Origin of the sequence: Brooklawnia cerclae (assembly GCF_011758645.1) — a bacterium.
GTDB lineage: Bacteria > Actinomycetota > Actinomycetes > Propionibacteriales > Propionibacteriaceae > Brooklawnia > Brooklawnia cerclae.
Genome location: NZ_JAAMOZ010000002.1, coordinates 106,700 through 122,549, shown reverse-complemented (window position 1 = coordinate 122,549; position 15,850 = coordinate 106,700). Strand labels below are relative to the sequence as shown.

Here is a 15,850-nt window from a genome sequence, read left to right as displayed (position 1 = left end):
ATCGTCCCCGCCGTAACCGAGCCGGTGGTTGACGCCTACGATGGGCCGGTGACTGTGAAAGCGAGTAGCCGCCAGGCCATCGTCGATGCCGCAGCACAGCTCATCCGGGCCAGCGGCGTCCAGGGAACCTCGATCTCGGACCTCATCGCCGCGTCGGGGACGTCCGCGGGGGCGATCTACCACCACTTCCCGAGCAAGAACGCCATCGTGGTCGAGGTCGCCCGCGAGGCCATGGCCTGGCCGATGGCCGCGTTGGCGGAGTATCGCGACCGGCCGGCGTCCCCCTCGGACCTGCTCTCCTACGCCATGACCGCGCTCACCGACGCCCCCGAGCTCGGCGACCTGCTGATCGCCCTGGGTGCCGGCGCCGCCACCGACGACGACCTGGGCCAGCAGCTGCGCGACGAGGTCGGGCGGCTGCGCGACTCCGTCGAGGAGACGATGCTGGCCTGGGCGATGGCGAACGGCGTCCCCCACGGGCGGGTGCAGGGCTACAGCCAGCTCCTGATCGGCCTGACCCTCGGCTTCGTCTCGCAACGCAGACTGGTCAGCAACTTCGACGAGCAGAGCTACGCCGCCCAGGCGGTTCGGCTGATGGCCCTGCCCCAGGCCGAGGGCTGAGTCGGGGGTACCCAGATCGTGCACGAGCGCTCCGCGCGTGTCCCGGCATCAGTCGGACCAGCCACCAGCGGGGATATGAGACAACGGCGAGAGGATCTGATCCCACACCACGTCACGGAGGTGAGGCAGTTCCGACTTCTCCCAATCGGTGAGACCGTAATCATCGGGGTCTGCCAGGACGCTCTCGAACTTGACGATCCGGCAGTCGTAGGAATCGCCACCGAGATGTGCGTTCACGATGTACATCGGCAGCGCCTCCAGGTGATCCCAGGAGACGTATGTGCGCGATGCTGTCTGAACCTTGGCGATGTCGAACTTCACCGCGTAGGCGAGCTTGGAGTTGCGGCTCTGCGGGTGATAGCTCACAAAATCACCGAAAGCGTAGAACACCAGGGCGTTCGGCTGGCCTGATCCGCGCTCGATGACCTGTGCGGGCTGGCTGACGTGCGGATGGTTGCCAAGAATGACGTCGACGCCAAGCGCGACGATGTCGTGCGCTGCCTCGGTGATGTTGACGTGGGGGTACATCTCGAACTCCCACCCCCAATGGCAGTACGCGACGATGAACTCCGCGCCTTTGTCTCGTGCGGCAGTGATCTGTCGCCGGATGAGCGAGTAGTCCGGGGCGGGGTTCACGTCGTTGAAGCGCACCTCGTTGACCAGATAGGGCATGTCTGCCGGCACCGCGCGACCGTTCAGATCGAACGTGTATGACAACAGGGCGACTTTGATGCCGTTCTGCTCCACGACGACGACCCCCTCCTGCTGTTCCTCGCTGTCCGCAGTGCCGGAGTGGTAAGCGCCCGATTCCCGGAGCACGTCCAATGTGCCGAGAAGTCCCTCGGTGCCCCAGTCGTTTGCATGATTGGTGGCCGTGCTGAAGTAGTTGATGCCGGCCTCGTCGCGGAACTTGTCGAACATTGCCCGCGAGGTGTTCATCCGGTAGGGCTTCCCAGGATCTTCATCGCGGCCAGGAATCGCTCCTTCGTAGACGGTGGACTCGAGGTTCGCACTGACGATGTCTGCCGAGCTGTAGAAGTCGACGATGTCATCGAACAGGTGCGCGGTGTTGGCCTCTGTCAACCTGTCGACTGCGAGAAGATCCCCTGCGCAGGAGAGTGACAGCCGCTGAACTGGACCGATTGCACTGTCGTCGATACCGAAGGGATTCCCCAGAATCTGCGCCCGGAAGAAGGCCTCCAGGCCGGAGCCGCGCTCGGCGACCTCGAGCTGGTTGTACCAGTAGCGGTATACCCACTTCACCTTGTCGAAGGTGTTGTCCGCAATGTCGTAGACACCGGTTTCCGGCTGGGGGTAATGAAAACTCTCGTAGAAGATGTAGCTCAACATGATGAGCGCGAGCCCAAGCAGGCCATGACGCTCGTACCCCTCCGAGGCTTCGCGGAGGATCCCCTCGATGTCGGAGAACGGGGGACGCGTACCGAACTCCGGGTCCAGCGCCATGTAGGCGTCGCGGGCCGCTCGAAGCGCGGCCTCGACGAGGAACGCGGGACTCACGCCGTGTCCCTCGTCGTCCACCAGCAACGATGCCGCTGCTGTGGCCGCTGCCCCGAGTACTGCCCAGGCATTTGCGGGACCGACCTCGATCATCCAGGCAAAAAGCCTGCGGGCGATATCCTTCTCGGTGTCGCTGAGAGTCTCGACCATGTCGAGTTCTCCGGTGGAAACCCGGTGCAGCGTGTCAGTCACCTCACTTTCGTGCGTGGCGATATACCGCGTGATGACATCGTTCAGCGCAACGGCTCCAGCCAGGTCATCGGGAGTGATCTCCATGCCGGTTCCCTTTCGATCGTGTTGTGGTTGTCGAGATCGGATCGAACACGGCTACCTCGTCTCGAAAAGCAGGATCGCCATGTACATGACCACGACCGGCACCAGCAGAACCCAGCCGGTCAGCAGCATGGTGCGCAGGTTCTTCGAATGCGCCAGCCCCATGGTGCTCACCATGTTGGGGTTCGGGAACGGGCCGTAGGTGTCGGCTTTCGACGCGAACAGCAGGACGACGACCCATGAGCCGGCACCGACGCCGATCTGGCCGGCGAGCGGACCGAAGACCTTGTCGATGAGCACGACCTGCGCCGCCGTCGCACCGGGAACGCCTACCCACCCGATGAGCGCCACGATGATGGAGAACACGAACGGGGAGCTTGCTTCCAGTTGGGGGCCGAGAAGCTCGAGCACCGCTTCGAACGGTTGCAGCCGGTCGATGACGATGAACAGCACGGCCAAGAGCCAGAACAGCAGGAAGGTGCCTGCCATGCTCCACATGCCTCGGCCCGTCGCAGCTAGCCATGCGCGCAACGGCGTCCGTGCGGCGCTCCCGGTGACGACAGCGAGCAACGGGAGCGCGATGAGGGGAAAGACGATCCCGATCGCCGTGACGACGGCAATGACGACGAGCGTCGCCAGGACGATGAGGAACACCACGGTGGCCACTCGCGTCGAGCCGGTCACCGCGCTGCGCACCTCTGCGGCTTCGGTCGCCGTGTAGAAGTCGCCGCTGCTCACGCTTCGGCGCTGCACGAACGGCACCCAGACCATGCCCACGATCAGCGTCAGCAAAGCCAGCGGCCCTGCCCCGTACAGGATGTACTCCCCGTAGCCGACTCCGGCCGCGTCCATGATGGCGACGTTGCTGCCGGCGAACGGGGCCAACGCGAGACCCGCACAGCCACCCACGAACATGAGCGTCGCAGTGGCGGTGCGTGTATACCCCAGACGCGCAGCGACAGGGATGAGAAGCGGAGCTGCGATCGCCAGCGCTCCGGCCAGCGTTCCGAGTGCTGCCACGAGGACGAGACAGGCGAGCATGACGCCTACGGCTACCGCCCGCGGGCCGCGACTGCCCGCCAGTCGCAGCACTCCGGCGACGATCATCTGGGCGACCCCGGTTTCTCGTAGCACACCACCGACACCGGCGCCCAAGACGATGATGAGTCCGATGATCGTGACCTGGTTGGTCAGCGAGCTCAGGAGCATGGTCCCGATCTCGGGCAACGACGGCAGGTTCAGCACCAATGCGGCGGCCAGCGCGACCAGGGTCGAGGCGAGGATTCCCAGTCCCGAGATCGCGAGGACGGCGTACAGGCCGATGGGCAGCAGCCCCCACAGGCTGGCCGGGTCGCTCCCGCCGGCATCGGTGGCTGCGCGTACCGCAGAAGAAACTGCCAGCGCGAGGACGATTCCCGAGGCAGCAACGACGATCCTGATCAACCTCGCGGGCTGATACCAGGGTTGCTGGGACGTTCGGTTGGTGATGGGAGCCGTGTCGGTACGCATCGGGGTCCTCCGTCGTGGGTACGAACTGGTAGAGAGCGATCAGGGACGCAAAGATGCGTCGTTTGGACGAGTTGGTCAGCGCTCAGCTCGTGCGGGTGCGGGCGAACGCGAGGCTGGCGAGCGCTGCGGCCTGGTCTGCGAGCACTGCGTCGTCGAACACCACCCGCGGCGAGTGGTTCCATTCCGTGCGACGAGGATCGATGCCGGGAGGCGAGGCCAGCAGTCCGAAGAAGGTGCCAGGGATCTCATCGAGTACGTGCGCGAAGTCTTCTGATCCCATGGTGGGGGCCGGCGCGGTCTGCACCCGCTGTGCACCGAATGTCTGGCGGAGGGTCGTGAGGGTGCGCGCGGTCTCGGCGGGATCGTTGAGGGTAGCGGGATACATCACGGTGAACTCGACCTCGGCGTCCAACCCGTGTGCGGCGGCGATGCCCTTGACAAGGCGGGGAAGTCCCTCCTGCAAGACAGCGAGCGATGTTGCCGACATGGTGCGAACCGTGGCCGCAAGGCGCGTCTGGTCAGGGATGACGTTGATGGCGCCGTCGCCGGTGTCGAGGCACGTGACCGAGAGCACGACCGGGTCGAAGACGTCGAAGCGACGGGTGACGAAGCTCTGCAGTGCCAGCACGATCTCTGCGGCCACCGTCACCGGGTCGAGCGTCTGGTGCGGTTGCGCGCCGTGCCCGCCGCGACCGGTAACGGTGACATGGAGTTGATTCGACCCGGCGGTAGCGGTGCCGGGACGAGTGGCGAACACACCGCGCGGGCCTGGGGCGACGTGGATCGCGTACGCGGCGCTCGGGCGTTCCCCTGCCGCATCGAGCAGGCCTTCGTCCAGCATGATCCTCGCGCCGTCGTACCCCTCCTCTCCGGGCTGGAACATGAAGATCACGGAGCCATGCAGTCGGTCCCGGCACGCGGACAACAGCCGTGCGGCCCCCACAAGGCCCGCAGTGTGCAGGTCGTGGCCGCAGGCGTGCATGGCACCGTTGATGGAGGCGTATTCAACGCCTGTTTCCTCCTGGATCGGCAACGCATCCATGTCACCGCGCAACAACACAACGGGCCCGGGCACCGCGCCCCGCAGGACTGCGACGATGGAGGACGTGCGGCTACCCGTGGTGATCTCCAGCGGGAGCCCGGCGAGGGCGTCGAGCACTTTCTGCTGAGTGCGGGGCAGATGGAGGCCGATCTCTGGGTCGGCGTGCAACGAACGACGCAGCGCAATCAGGTCGGGCAGAAGGGCTTCGGCGTCAACGGGGAAAACAGGAGGGAAGCTGGGGACGCCCACCTCAGTCCCCCTCGATGTCGCCGGTCAGCAGGCGTGGTGGATGGACGAGCAGCGCGTCGATCACGTTCAGGAAGTGCTGCCGATCGACACGAATGCCTTTGACGGCCTGCCGGTACAGGGTGAGCCCTGCGAGCGCGTCGAGGATCACATCCGCATCGACGTCGTCCGGAAGCTCGCCCCGCGCGACGCCGCGAGCAATGATCGCCACGCCGCGCTCGCGACGCAGACGAAAGATCGAGTCCCACAGGATCGGGTACACCTCGGGCTCAAACATCGCCTGCATGCCGCGACCAGTGGCGAAGCCGAGGCCTTCCTGGTTGCTCTGGTTCTGCAGGACGTGGGCGAGCAGGTCCTCCCTCACCGAACCGGTGTCGGGAGCCTCACCCAACCGCGCACGCGACTCGATGATCGCCGCCACCAGCGCCGCCTTCCCCGGGTACCGCCGGTAGATCGCAGCCTTTCCACATCCGGCATCGCGCGCAACCTGCCCCACGCTCAGTGCCGCGAAGCCCTGCTCGTGCAACAGGTCCGCCCCGATCTCAAGAATCCGTGTCGTGAGTTCCTCATCGGTCGGGCGACCACCGCGATCCCGTCGGGAGCCAGTGGTGGTGAAGGCCTCGGTCGTCATGGAGTAACGATACGGCTCGTTCCGTTTCGTATGTGTAACAGATCCACTTCGCATTTGTTACGAATCCGCTCCGCCTTAGCGTCGACTCAGCTACCCATGCGGACAGCCGCACGATCCACAGGGACCCCACAGGTTTCCCCAAGCGACCCGACAGCCTGCGGACGTGTGCTGTGGACATGTCCAACCAGACCTCCGCTACCGGAACCACCGGCACACCGGTTTCGCCGCGGCCGCCGCGGCTCTCCCCGCTCCGCAAGGCCCTCATCGCGGCCGCCGCCGTCATCGGCATCGCCGGCCAAGTAGCGGTATGGACCGCGCCGACCTGGTCGTCGGCCATCATCGAGGCGCTGCCCCAGGTGGTCACCGCCTCGCCCACCCCGTCCGCATCGTCGTCACCGTCGTCGGGGACGTCCTCGTCCTCGGGGGCATCCTCCTCGGCCGCCGCCGCGGCCGACGTCAGCACCGACGCGATCGTCCTCGTGAACACGACGCTCACCGGGGGCACGGGTGCCGGCACCGGCATGATCATCGACTCCTCGGGGATCGTGCTCACGAACTATCACGTGGTCGAGGGGACGACCAGCGTCCAGGTGACGCTCACCGACGGCACCACCTCCGACGCCACCGTGCTGGGATTCGACGCGTCCGAGGACGTCGCGGTGCTCCAGCTCGACGATGCCTCGGGGCTCGAGACTGTGGCTCTCGACGAGGACGGCGTGACCACCGGCGAGGACGTCACCACCATCGGCAACGCGAACGGGCAGGGTTACCTGTCCAGCTCCGCCGGTGAGATCGTCGCCACCGACCGCACCGTGACGGTCGACGACTCCACGGGCGGATCGTCCGAAACGCTCAGCGGCATGATCGTCACCTCCACGGCCGCCGTGCCCGGCGACTCGGGCGGCCCCACGGTCGACGCGGACGGAGAGGTGATCGGCATCACCACGGCGGGCGCCTCGTCCAACCAGACCACGAGCTCGCGGACCGGCCAGGAATCGACCACCTACGTGATCCCGATCGCCCACGCCATGTCGGTGGTCACCAGCGTCCTCGACGGGGATGAGGGCAACGGCGTCGTGATCGGGCCGCGTCCGTGGCTCGGTGTCTCGGTGATCAGCGCCTCCGAGGTGCGCAACTCCGGCCCGGGCGGACGCGGGACGACGACCACGTCGGGCGCCACGGTCGTCTCGACCGAGGGCCCCGCGGCGCAGGCCGGCATCGTCTCCGGCGACACCATCGTGGCGGTGGACGGCACGCAGATCACGGATCCGACCTCGCTGTCGGAGGCGCTCCTCGAGTACCAGCCCGGTGACACCGTCACCGTCACCGTCGTCGGCTCGACCGGGACGCGTCACGTGCAGGTCACGCTGGAGACCAGCTCGATCAACTGAGCCGGTCAGCCTCCCTGCCAAAGAGCCACGGTGCGGAGCCGTTCCCACGGAGGGAGAGGCTTCGTGCCCCAGTTCCGCTCCGGTCGAGTCTCTGCGGGCCGCAAATGATGTACCCCACTGGCCACGAACCGCCTGTCCGCCGCGTAGGGCGTCCCCTGGCACTCCGCCAGCGCCGTTGTTGAGCCGGACGGAGGAGGACAGTCGTGTCCTCCTCTTTTCATGCCGCTCACCGCGGATGCCTAGGGTCGCTTGTACGGATTATGTCTCCATATAGCCGGCGTTGTGCAATTCGCGTGCGTCGGCATCTCAACCCTGGACCGAGTTGCTTCACCCCGGCAGCGAAACTTCTCAACCGGCGCAAAGAGCACTGACCCGCGGGCGCATCGTGATGACACTTCCTTGGCGCACTACGGAAGCTGAAGGCGAAGCGCTGAAAGTACTTACGCCACCTTCTTGGCAGCTCCTTACCGTTGATCCTCTCGCTAATCCGGACAAAGAATGGGTTGCGCACCGTAGATCACTCTATTATCAACATGACCTTCTGCACTTGACATGTTGAGATCAGCCGTCGGCCCATTCCAAGCAAGGGTCCAGGCACCTTCCTCAAAGGGATCGTACGCAAGTTCACCAGTGCTCCAACGACCTCCTGTGTCGTGCAGAATGGTCGGACCTGACGATGCTACGAAGACTTTCCCTGCATACCCAGGCATCGTACCAATTCCCTCTGACACCACAACACGACATCCCCCATCGCTAGCAGGCGACAAGATGGTGTAGGAGTCCATCGCCACTAGAATAGTAAACCCAGTCAGAGCAGACAAAATAGACATAACAAATGCAGCCGAAGCCAGGGAGACCGCCTTAGCGAAAGGCAGCCACCCCGGCAACCCCGGCTTGAATTTCGTACCGTCCAGCCAAAAAGCTAGGTGCACCAACCAACATATAACACCGGCTGTGAGTGAAATCAGCATCATGTTCGAAAATTGAAGAACATGGCGACTAACAAGCAACGGGGGAATCTCCAGCAAAGAGTCGAATCCGGCCTCGGATACCAGCTCAACCACAACCGGCCAAGAAAGGGCCCACCCCAACCACCAGAAAATGCGTCGCCGTGGCGTCGGCACCCGCCAACGCGAAAGCCGGCGCGTCTGTCTGACGGTACCGCTGCGCGTTCGGTAGTGGACCCTATCTATATCCATACGTTACGATTCAACTCCAAGCTGATTGTCGTTCGCCGCAGTGATCTCAGATAACGGTACGCGCTGCTCAAAACAGGAACGATAGTTGGTACCGATCGGTGCCAACTACGGCCGTGACGGCCGACCACCCAATCCATATCATCTCTCTATACCTGGTAGCGATCCAGCCAGTGCTCTACACATTGTCGTGGCACTCCTACTGTTATGGCACTCCGCGCTCGCAACCGTGACTCTTCCATCAAACGCGATTAGGTAGCTGCTATCCATCCGCTCGCGCCCAAACATGTGTGGCACGATTGAGACGAGTTGCCAAACACTGGCCAACTTCATCCTCAACTAGCTTACCTACTCCTTCGTAGAATTGGAGCCAACATGAAAGTCGCCACAATCTCTGATGATCACCCCTTTCGGTTCACTTGTCTGGAATGGGCTAGTTAGATGATTCAGAGAGCCTCTGGCGCGCGGAACCGCGGTTGTACAACCTGTTCGGGCCTGTGACATAGGTGCATGTTCTCATCTATGCAGATCGATGGATACCTGATTGATCTGGAACCATTCATCTGTCTCATCTTGTCGTGCGTACACGCCTTCCGGGAGCGAAGTAAATGTGTATCCACCGTGGCGGACCATGAATCCATATGGAAGCTGCACGGATGTATCAGATGTGCCGACAGGCGGCTGATTCGTACAAGAAATCGAGAGCCCTTCGTTCGCCCACCACCCGACTTCGTTTGTCGCAGTGATAAGAGTCTGGGTGCCATCTGGCAGTTCTCCCCAGTTGCAATGCTTCTCCGAAGCGACAGGCGACGCCGTTGAACATAGCACGTCACCGGAAACAGATTCCGCGCAAACAACCGAGCTGGTCGGGTCCGCCACCGACCAATTGGCGCGATGATAGTCATCATTAACACCTTGATAATCGAAGATGTAGTCTTCCACCTCGCGACCAGTTGGAAAAGTACTAGTTCCTTGATCATCAGTAAGCGCAGTTGAGGACGAACGGGTCGTGGCGACGACGAACCCGAGGATGGTTGTAGCCAATGCGAGAACGATAAGGGCCGCTCCGTAGCCTACTTTTATCGGTCATTGTACATCGGGGTGGTTTTCCTTTTTCCTCTGAGCGTCAATCCGCGCAAAGTGGGTGATCGCAAGCAAGTTAGCGCAGCAGAGTCGAGCGCCCATCGTCGGGTCCGAACGGCGAAGAACACTATGTGATCAAGATCATCCAGCAACGCTTGATCGCCAAGGGGTACGTCCTCGGAGTTCAAGATGTCAATTCATCGTGGGCGGATGGGATCTTCGAGCAGCCGACTGCGGACGCAGTCACTAGGTTCCAGCAAGCAGAAATGCCTGGCACTCAATTCTACGGGCAAGTGTGGGTTGACGACTACGCCAAGCTCAGCCAGTAGTCGTCGTTCCCCACTGACATTCCAGTGATGGAAAAGCTGGTCGCTGACGGTGACAGCCATACCCAAAGAGTCTGTGGCTGTCACCGTCGTCGCGTTCCTTGGAGAGTCGCTCACGTACCGGAGCCCCGGCCCCCGCAGTGGCAGGCGACCCGCTGCGTGGGCCACACTGTTACCCATGGCCGCAGCTTCGTTGATACGGGCGATCGGAGCACTGTCGCTCACGATCGCACTCGCGGTCTCCGCCGTCGGCTGTTCGTCCGCGTCCGATCTCGTGCTCGCGGGCACGTCGCGCAACGCCGCCGGCGTCTCGGCCACGGCCGTCCCCGCGACGAAGCTCGACACCGTCCTCGACGGCCTCGACTCGCCGTCCGGCATGGCCTTCACTCCGGCCGGTGACACCCTGATCGTCGCGGGGGACGACATCATCGTCCTGGACGCGCAGGGGCGCACCTCGACGCTGAAGCACGACATCGGTGACCTGCCCGACTCCGGCAACGCGCTGCTCGACATCGCCGTCAGCCCGGACTTCTCCACTGACCACACCCTCTACGTCTGCCACCGCACCAACGACGGAGTCCGCGTCACCCAGCTGCAGACCGAGAGCAAGCTCCGCTGGGCCCGGCAGCAGGGGCCGATAGTGACGGGGATCCCCACTCCCACCGAGACCACCGGCGGCTGCCGGATCGCGTTCGGCCCCGACGGCTACCTCTACGTCGGCACCTCGGACGGCGGCGACCCCACCGCCTCACAGAGCCTGGCCTCGCTGGGCGGGAAGATCCTGCGGATCGACGTCGAGACCCGCGGCGCACCCGACGACAACCCGTTCATCACCCGTGCCGATCCGCACTCGCAGCTCATCTACAGTTACGGCCTCCGCGACGTGGTCGGGCTCGCCTGGCACCCGACGACCGACGCCCTCTACGCGCTCGACCGCGGCCCCGGCCGCGAGGACGAGGTGAACCTGATCGTGTCGGGCGGCAACTACGGGTGGAACCCGGCCTCGGCGTCCACCTCCGACTACGACACGGACGGTGTCGCGATGACCGACCTCTCGCTGCCGCAGGCACGCCCGGCAGTGTGGTCCTCAGGAACCAGCGGTGCACCCGGCGTGTCGGGGGCGACGTTCCTGTCGGGCGACACATGGTCGGCCGGAAGCGGGCTGCTCATAATCACCAGCTCGGCCGGCGTCCAGGCGATGCGCCTCACCGGCGAGGTCGCCGCCCAGTCGGAGACCCTCGAGTCGCTCGAAAACGTGGGCGCCACCGGCGCGATCGCCCTGTGCGCGAGCGGGGCGCTCTACGTGGTCACGGCCGACGACGGCGGCGACAGGCTGGTCCGCGTCCGCGTCAGGTGATCGAGCGGGCGCACACGCGTCCCATGACCATGGCCTCGGCCAGCCCTGTGCCGGGAGCCGGATCGGCGGCTCCCGTGACCGAGGCCGCCGCGGTCCCGATCGCCCACAGCCCCGGCACCGGCCCACCGGCGCACAGGACGCGGGCATGCTCGTCGGTCAGCAGGCCGCCCTTCGTGCCCCGGTCGCCCGGGACCACCCTCACGGCGTGGAACGGGGGCCTGGCGACCGCCCCCAGGCAGGGATTGGGACGATTCCCCGCGTCGCCACGGGCGCGGTCGGCAACCGACGATCCGCGTCCGAAGTCGTCGTCGCTGCCCGTCTCCACGAACATGTCGAACCGCTCGGCCGTGGCCTGAAGCCCGGCCGCGTCCACATGGATGCGCCAGGCGAGCTCGGGCAGGGTTCGGGCGCTGATCACCGCACCCGAACGGGCAGCCGACCGGGGCAGATGCCCGGGCTGTATGTCGCCCAGCCTGTAGCGACGACGGTGATCGGCGTCCACGATCAACCACGCGGGCACGGTCTCGGGGCCGAACTGGCGGGCTCGCGCGAACAGGGCACGGCAGAAGTCGACGCCCGCAGCCGCCTCGTCGGCGAATCTGCGTCCCGTCGCGTCGACCACGAATCCATGTGGCGCAGCCAGCGCCCCCGCCGGGTCGACCGCACCGGCCCCGGCCATCCACAAGGCCGGACGCCACCACGCGTTGCCGAGCCCGGCGAGTTCCAGCCCCAGGTGCTGCGCCCAGGCGAGCTGCCGGATCCCGGCGTCAGCCGCCGCACCGATCGTCCAGGCCGGGCGCGACGGCACCGGCAGATACTCGCGGCGCAACCTCGCGTCCGCACCGAAGCCACCCTGGGCCAGGACGACACCACGCCCCGCCAGCACGCGCACCGGACGACCGGCCCGCTCGATCACCACGCCCGCGACGCCGACCTCGGCGCCGCCGGTTCCCTCACCGGTCACCGCCCCGGGATCGTCCGATCCGTTTCCACCCGCCTCGTCGCGGGAGACGGTGATGAGGCGCTGCACCGGCGCGTCCCACCAGACCGTCACCTGGAGCCGCTGGCAGGCGGCCAGCAGAGCGGCCACCAGCCCCGCGCCGCCGTGCACGAGGCGGCGTCCCCGTGCCGCGCCGCCCACCGCCCGAGCCCCCTGCTCGATGCGGTCGACAACACCTCCCGGCTCCGGGGCGACCCCACCGGGCAGCCGCTCGCCCAGCATGCCGATGGCGGTGGCATCGTGATCGCCCGGGACGAAGACCCGCCCCGCGCCCAGCCCGCCCGGCACATGCGGATAGTTGTCGCCGACGCCGTCCGGCCGTAGTTCCACCCCCAGCCTCGTCAGCCACTCGTGAAGCGCGGCCGTCCCTGTGAGGAACGCGTGCCGACGCGGCGCGCTGGTCGCCGCGTCGGGGTCGCCGACCACCCGGTCGAAGTAGTCACGGGCGGTGGCATAGTCGTCGTCCACCCCGCCGGAGGCCGCGGAACCACCCGGGAGCCACAGGCGCCCGGATCCGTTGGCCGCCTGCCCGCCCAACTGCCCCGTCGGCTCGGCCACCAGCACCTCCCAGCCCGCCTGCCTGCAGGCCAGCGCGGCGGCGAGCGCCCCGGGATCGCTCCCGACGACGACCACGTCGGTCATGAGATCAGTGCGGGGACGCGCCGATGTCGCAACCGGCAGGAAAACCTCGTCGCCGGAACGCTCACGGCGCGAGCGGGACCGCCGGCTCATCGCTCCTGGTGGGCGTCCGCCTGATGAGCGGGCCCGTCCCAGCCTCCCTCGGGGGCCAGCGCGACCAGCTGGGCCTTGACCTGCCCGCGCAGCACCTTGCCCAGCATCGAGCGGGGCAGATCGTCCACCTCGACGAAACGGCGTGGCACCTTGTAGGCGGCCAGGCGCTGCTTCGCCCACGCGCGCATGGCATCGTTGTTGAGACTCGCACCCGGGTGCAGCACCACGGCCGCGACCACGCGTTCGTCCCCCTTGCCCGTGGGCATGCCCACGACGGCCACGTCGGCGATGTCGTCGTGGTGCAACAGCTCGGTCTCCACCTCGGTCGGGCTCACGTTGAACCCGCCGGTGATGATGATCTCCTTCTTGCGGTCGACGATCGTGGTGAACCCGTCCTCGTCGACGGTGACCACGTCACCGGTGCGCAGCCAGCCGTCGATCAGCGTGCGAGCGGTCTCCTCCGGGTTGCGCCAGTAGCCCTGGAACACCTGCGGCCCCTTGATGAGCAGCTCACCGGGCTCGTTCATGCCCACCTCACGGGTCGGGTCGTCCACGTCGACGACCTTCATGAGCGTGGATGGGAAGGGCATGCCGATCGTCCCCGAACGCCGCGAGGGGAAGAACGGGTTGCCGAGCGCCACCGGCGAGGCCTCCGTCAGGCCGTAGCCCTCGACGAGCAGGCCACCGGAGACCGACTCCCACAGCTCGCGGGTGTCCTCGACCAGGGCCATCGCCCCCGAGATGCACCAGCGAGCGGACGCGAGGCTGATGTGGCGTTTCTTGGCCAGCTCCGCGGTGCGCTGGTAGAGCGCCGGGACGACGCAGTAGATGCTCGGCGGACGCCGCTTGGCCTCGGCGACGATCATCTCGACGTCCGGCTTGGGGAACAGCACCTGCCGGGCCTGCTTGAGCACGCCGAACGTCAGGTGCATCGTCACCCCGAACGAATGGAACATCGGCAGGGCCGCGTAGCTGGTCTCCTTGCGGGGCTGCGCCCCGAGCATCCAGGCCTCGCCCTGCCGCGCGTTGGAGTAGAGGTTGAAGTGGCTGAGCATGGCGCCCTTGGCCCGGCCGGTGGTGCCCGACGTGTACTGGATGGCCGCGATGTCGTCCACCGACGGCTTGGGGTGACGACGGCTGATCGGCCGGTGCTTGAGGAGCCGCTCCCAGCTGGTGGTGCCCTTCGTCCCGCTCGTCAGGGCCGCCCGCTTCGCCCGCAGCGAGGCGACCGGAAGGCCCAACAGCACCTGCTTCACCCGGGGAAACGCCTTCAGCAGGTTCACCGACACGATCGCGGTCGGACGAACGTAGGTGGGCATCTGGGTGAGCTTGTCGATCGTCGTGTCCATCGCGATCGCGACCCGTGCTCCGTGGTCGGTGAACATGTGCTCGAGTTCCGGAGCGGTGTACAGCGGGTTGTGCTCGACGACGATCGCACCCAGCCGCAGCACGGCGTAGAACGCGATCAGGTGCTGGGGGCAGTTGGGCAGCACGAGCGCCACTCGGTCACCGGCGTGCACCCCCAGCTGGCGCAGCCCCTCGGCCGCGCGGGCCACCGCTTCCCCGAGCTCCCGATAGGTCATCTCGGCACCGAAGAACTCGGTCGCCACATGGCTGCCGCCCTCGCGAACGGCGGTCTCCAGGAGGGAGACGAGGGACTCCGTGGGGAGCTCGATCTCAGTCGGGACGCCCGGCTGGTAGTTCTTCGTCCAGTACGGCGCTCCGTCTTCCAATGTCCGCCGCCAGGGAGGAAGGTCGGCGCCGTGCTGCTGTTCGTCCATGGCGGCATTCTCGCACATGGGTTACGGTCCGGTAGGTTGCTACGGGCCGATGCGCCCACGCCGACGCCCGACGTGCCCGCGACGGGCACGGACGCACTATTCTGACTCCTACAGGATCCCTGACTGGAAGGTCACCGACGTGAAGGACATCGTCGTGTTCTCGGGCTCCGCCCATCAGCAGATGGCCGAAGAAATCTGTGAGCACATCGGTACACAACTCGCTGGGACGCGGATCAGCCGTTTCAGCAACGACTGCCTCCAGGTGCAGCTTCTCGTCAATGTGCGCCAGCGCGACGTCTACATCATCCAACCGCTCGTCCCCCCGACCCAGGAGCACCTGATGGAGCTCCTGCTCATGATCGACGCGGCACGCGGGGCATCGGCGGCCCAGATCACGGCGGTGATCCCGCACTACTCGTACGCCCGCTCCGACAAGAAGGACGCGTCGCGCATCTCGCTGGGAGGGCGGTTGGTGGCCGACCTGCTGGTGACCGCCGGGGTGTCGCGCATCCTCACCATGCAGTTGCACTCCCCGCAGGTGCAGGGCTTCTTCAGCTGCCCGGTCGACCAGCTCACCGCGCTCGGCGTGCTCGCCGACCACTTCCGCGACGCCGACCTGTCGAACACGGTGGTCGTCAGCCCCGACCTGGGCAACGCGAAGAACGCCACACAGTTCTCCCGGCTGCTGGGCCTGCCGGTGGCCGCGGGCAGCAAGCGCCGGCTGGCCGACGACAAGGTGGTCATCGACGCCATCGTGGGTGACGTCGAGGGCATGCGGGCGATCGTCCTGGACGACGAGATCGCCACTGGTGGGTCGATCCTCGAACTGACCCAAAGGCTCAGGGACTACGGCTGCCTGTCGGCGTCCGTTGCCTGTACGCACGGCCTGTTTGCCGGCCGCGCGGTCGAGCGCCTGCGAGCGGACCACTTCATCACCGAGGTCGTCGCGACGAACACCGTGCCGCCGCCCGAGTGGCCGGAGCTGACCACCCTCAGCGTGGCACCGCTGTTCGCCGAGGCCATCGACCGCATCCACCGGGGACGCTCGGTCAGCAAGATGTTCAAGGGAGTCGACCCCGCCTACGCGCCACCGGAGGCACCTGCCGGCCTGTTCTGAGCGGCGGTTCGTCACGAAGCGGGGGCG

General features: G+C 66.1%; 12 protein-coding genes. 5 read left to right on the top strand and 7 right to left on the bottom strand.

Annotated features, from left to right (window positions below; genetic code table 11):
• Nucleotides 1-48 precede the first annotated feature (48 nt).
• The gene (locus FB473_RS14065; RefSeq protein WP_167169992.1) at nt 49-621 is read left to right on the top strand and encodes a TetR family transcriptional regulator; all 573 of its coding nucleotides are present in this window, start codon (nt 49-51) and stop codon (nt 619-621) included.
• Between the two features lie 48 nt (nt 622-669).
• Here FB473_RS14065 and FB473_RS14060 read toward each other — a convergent pair whose 3' ends face one another.
• The 4 genes from FB473_RS14060 to FB473_RS14045 form a co-directional block, all read right to left on the bottom strand.
• Entirely contained in the window at nt 670-2,415 is a 1,746-nt protein-coding gene (locus tag FB473_RS14060) for a CapA family protein (protein WP_167169989.1), read from the bottom strand.
• A gap of 51 nt (nt 2,416-2,466) precedes the next feature.
• Nucleotides 2,467-3,921: a Na+/H+ antiporter NhaC family protein gene (locus FB473_RS14055; RefSeq protein ID WP_167169986.1), complete on the bottom strand. Its 1,455-nt coding sequence runs from the start codon at nt 3,919-3,921 to the stop codon at nt 2,467-2,469.
• A gap of 82 nt (nt 3,922-4,003) precedes the next feature.
• Nucleotides 4,004-5,212 (bottom strand): amidohydrolase, encoded by a 1,209-nt coding sequence (locus tag FB473_RS14050; RefSeq protein ID WP_167169983.1) that lies wholly within the window; start codon nt 5,210-5,212, stop codon nt 4,004-4,006.
• A gap of 1 nt (nt 5,213) precedes the next feature.
• Nucleotides 5,214-5,840: a TetR/AcrR family transcriptional regulator gene (locus FB473_RS14045; protein ID WP_167169979.1), complete on the bottom strand. Its 627-nt coding sequence runs from the start codon at nt 5,838-5,840 to the stop codon at nt 5,214-5,216.
• Between the two features lie 176 nt (nt 5,841-6,016).
• Here FB473_RS14045 and FB473_RS14040 point away from each other — a divergent pair, with 176 nt between their 5' ends.
• Nucleotides 6,017-7,231, top strand: coding sequence for a S1C family serine protease (locus FB473_RS14040; protein WP_167169976.1), 1,215 nt, complete (start codon nt 6,017-6,019; stop codon nt 7,229-7,231).
• A 1,712-nt stretch (nt 7,232-8,943) separates the two neighbouring features.
• On the opposite strand, the gene FB473_RS14035 is transcribed toward FB473_RS14040, so the two are convergent.
• Complete coding sequence (locus FB473_RS14035) at nt 8,944-9,471, bottom strand: hypothetical protein (RefSeq protein ID WP_167169973.1); 528 nt, start codon at nt 9,469-9,471, stop codon at nt 8,944-8,946.
• 170 nt (nt 9,472-9,641) lie between these two features.
• Here FB473_RS14035 and FB473_RS14030 point away from each other — a divergent pair, with 170 nt between their 5' ends.
• The gene (locus FB473_RS14030) at nt 9,642-9,839 is read left to right on the top strand and encodes a peptidoglycan-binding protein (protein ID WP_167169969.1); all 198 of its coding nucleotides are present in this window, start codon (nt 9,642-9,644) and stop codon (nt 9,837-9,839) included.
• 175 nt (nt 9,840-10,014) lie between these two features.
• Complete coding sequence (locus FB473_RS14025; protein WP_167169966.1) at nt 10,015-11,193, top strand: PQQ-dependent sugar dehydrogenase; 1,179 nt, start codon at nt 10,015-10,017, stop codon at nt 11,191-11,193.
• Here FB473_RS14025 and FB473_RS14020 read toward each other — a convergent pair.
• Together FB473_RS14020 and FB473_RS14015 are read right to left on the bottom strand one after the other, a co-directional pair.
• A complete protein-coding gene (locus FB473_RS14020; protein WP_167169963.1) occupies nt 11,186-12,925 on the bottom strand; it encodes an FAD-binding protein in 1,740 nt (579 codons plus the stop codon). The two genes, FB473_RS14025 and FB473_RS14020, sit on opposite strands and share 8 nt — an antisense overlap.
• A complete protein-coding gene (locus FB473_RS14015) occupies nt 12,922-14,706 on the bottom strand; it encodes a long-chain-fatty-acid--CoA ligase (protein ID WP_167169960.1) in 1,785 nt (594 codons plus the stop codon). The genes FB473_RS14020 and FB473_RS14015 overlap by 4 nt, the downstream gene beginning before the upstream one ends.
• Before the next feature lie 139 nt (nt 14,707-14,845).
• Between FB473_RS14015 and FB473_RS14010 the strand changes: the two genes are divergently transcribed.
• Complete coding sequence (locus FB473_RS14010) at nt 14,846-15,823, top strand: ribose-phosphate diphosphokinase (protein WP_167169957.1); 978 nt, start codon at nt 14,846-14,848, stop codon at nt 15,821-15,823.
• Nucleotides 15,824-15,850: the final 27 nt, after the last annotated feature.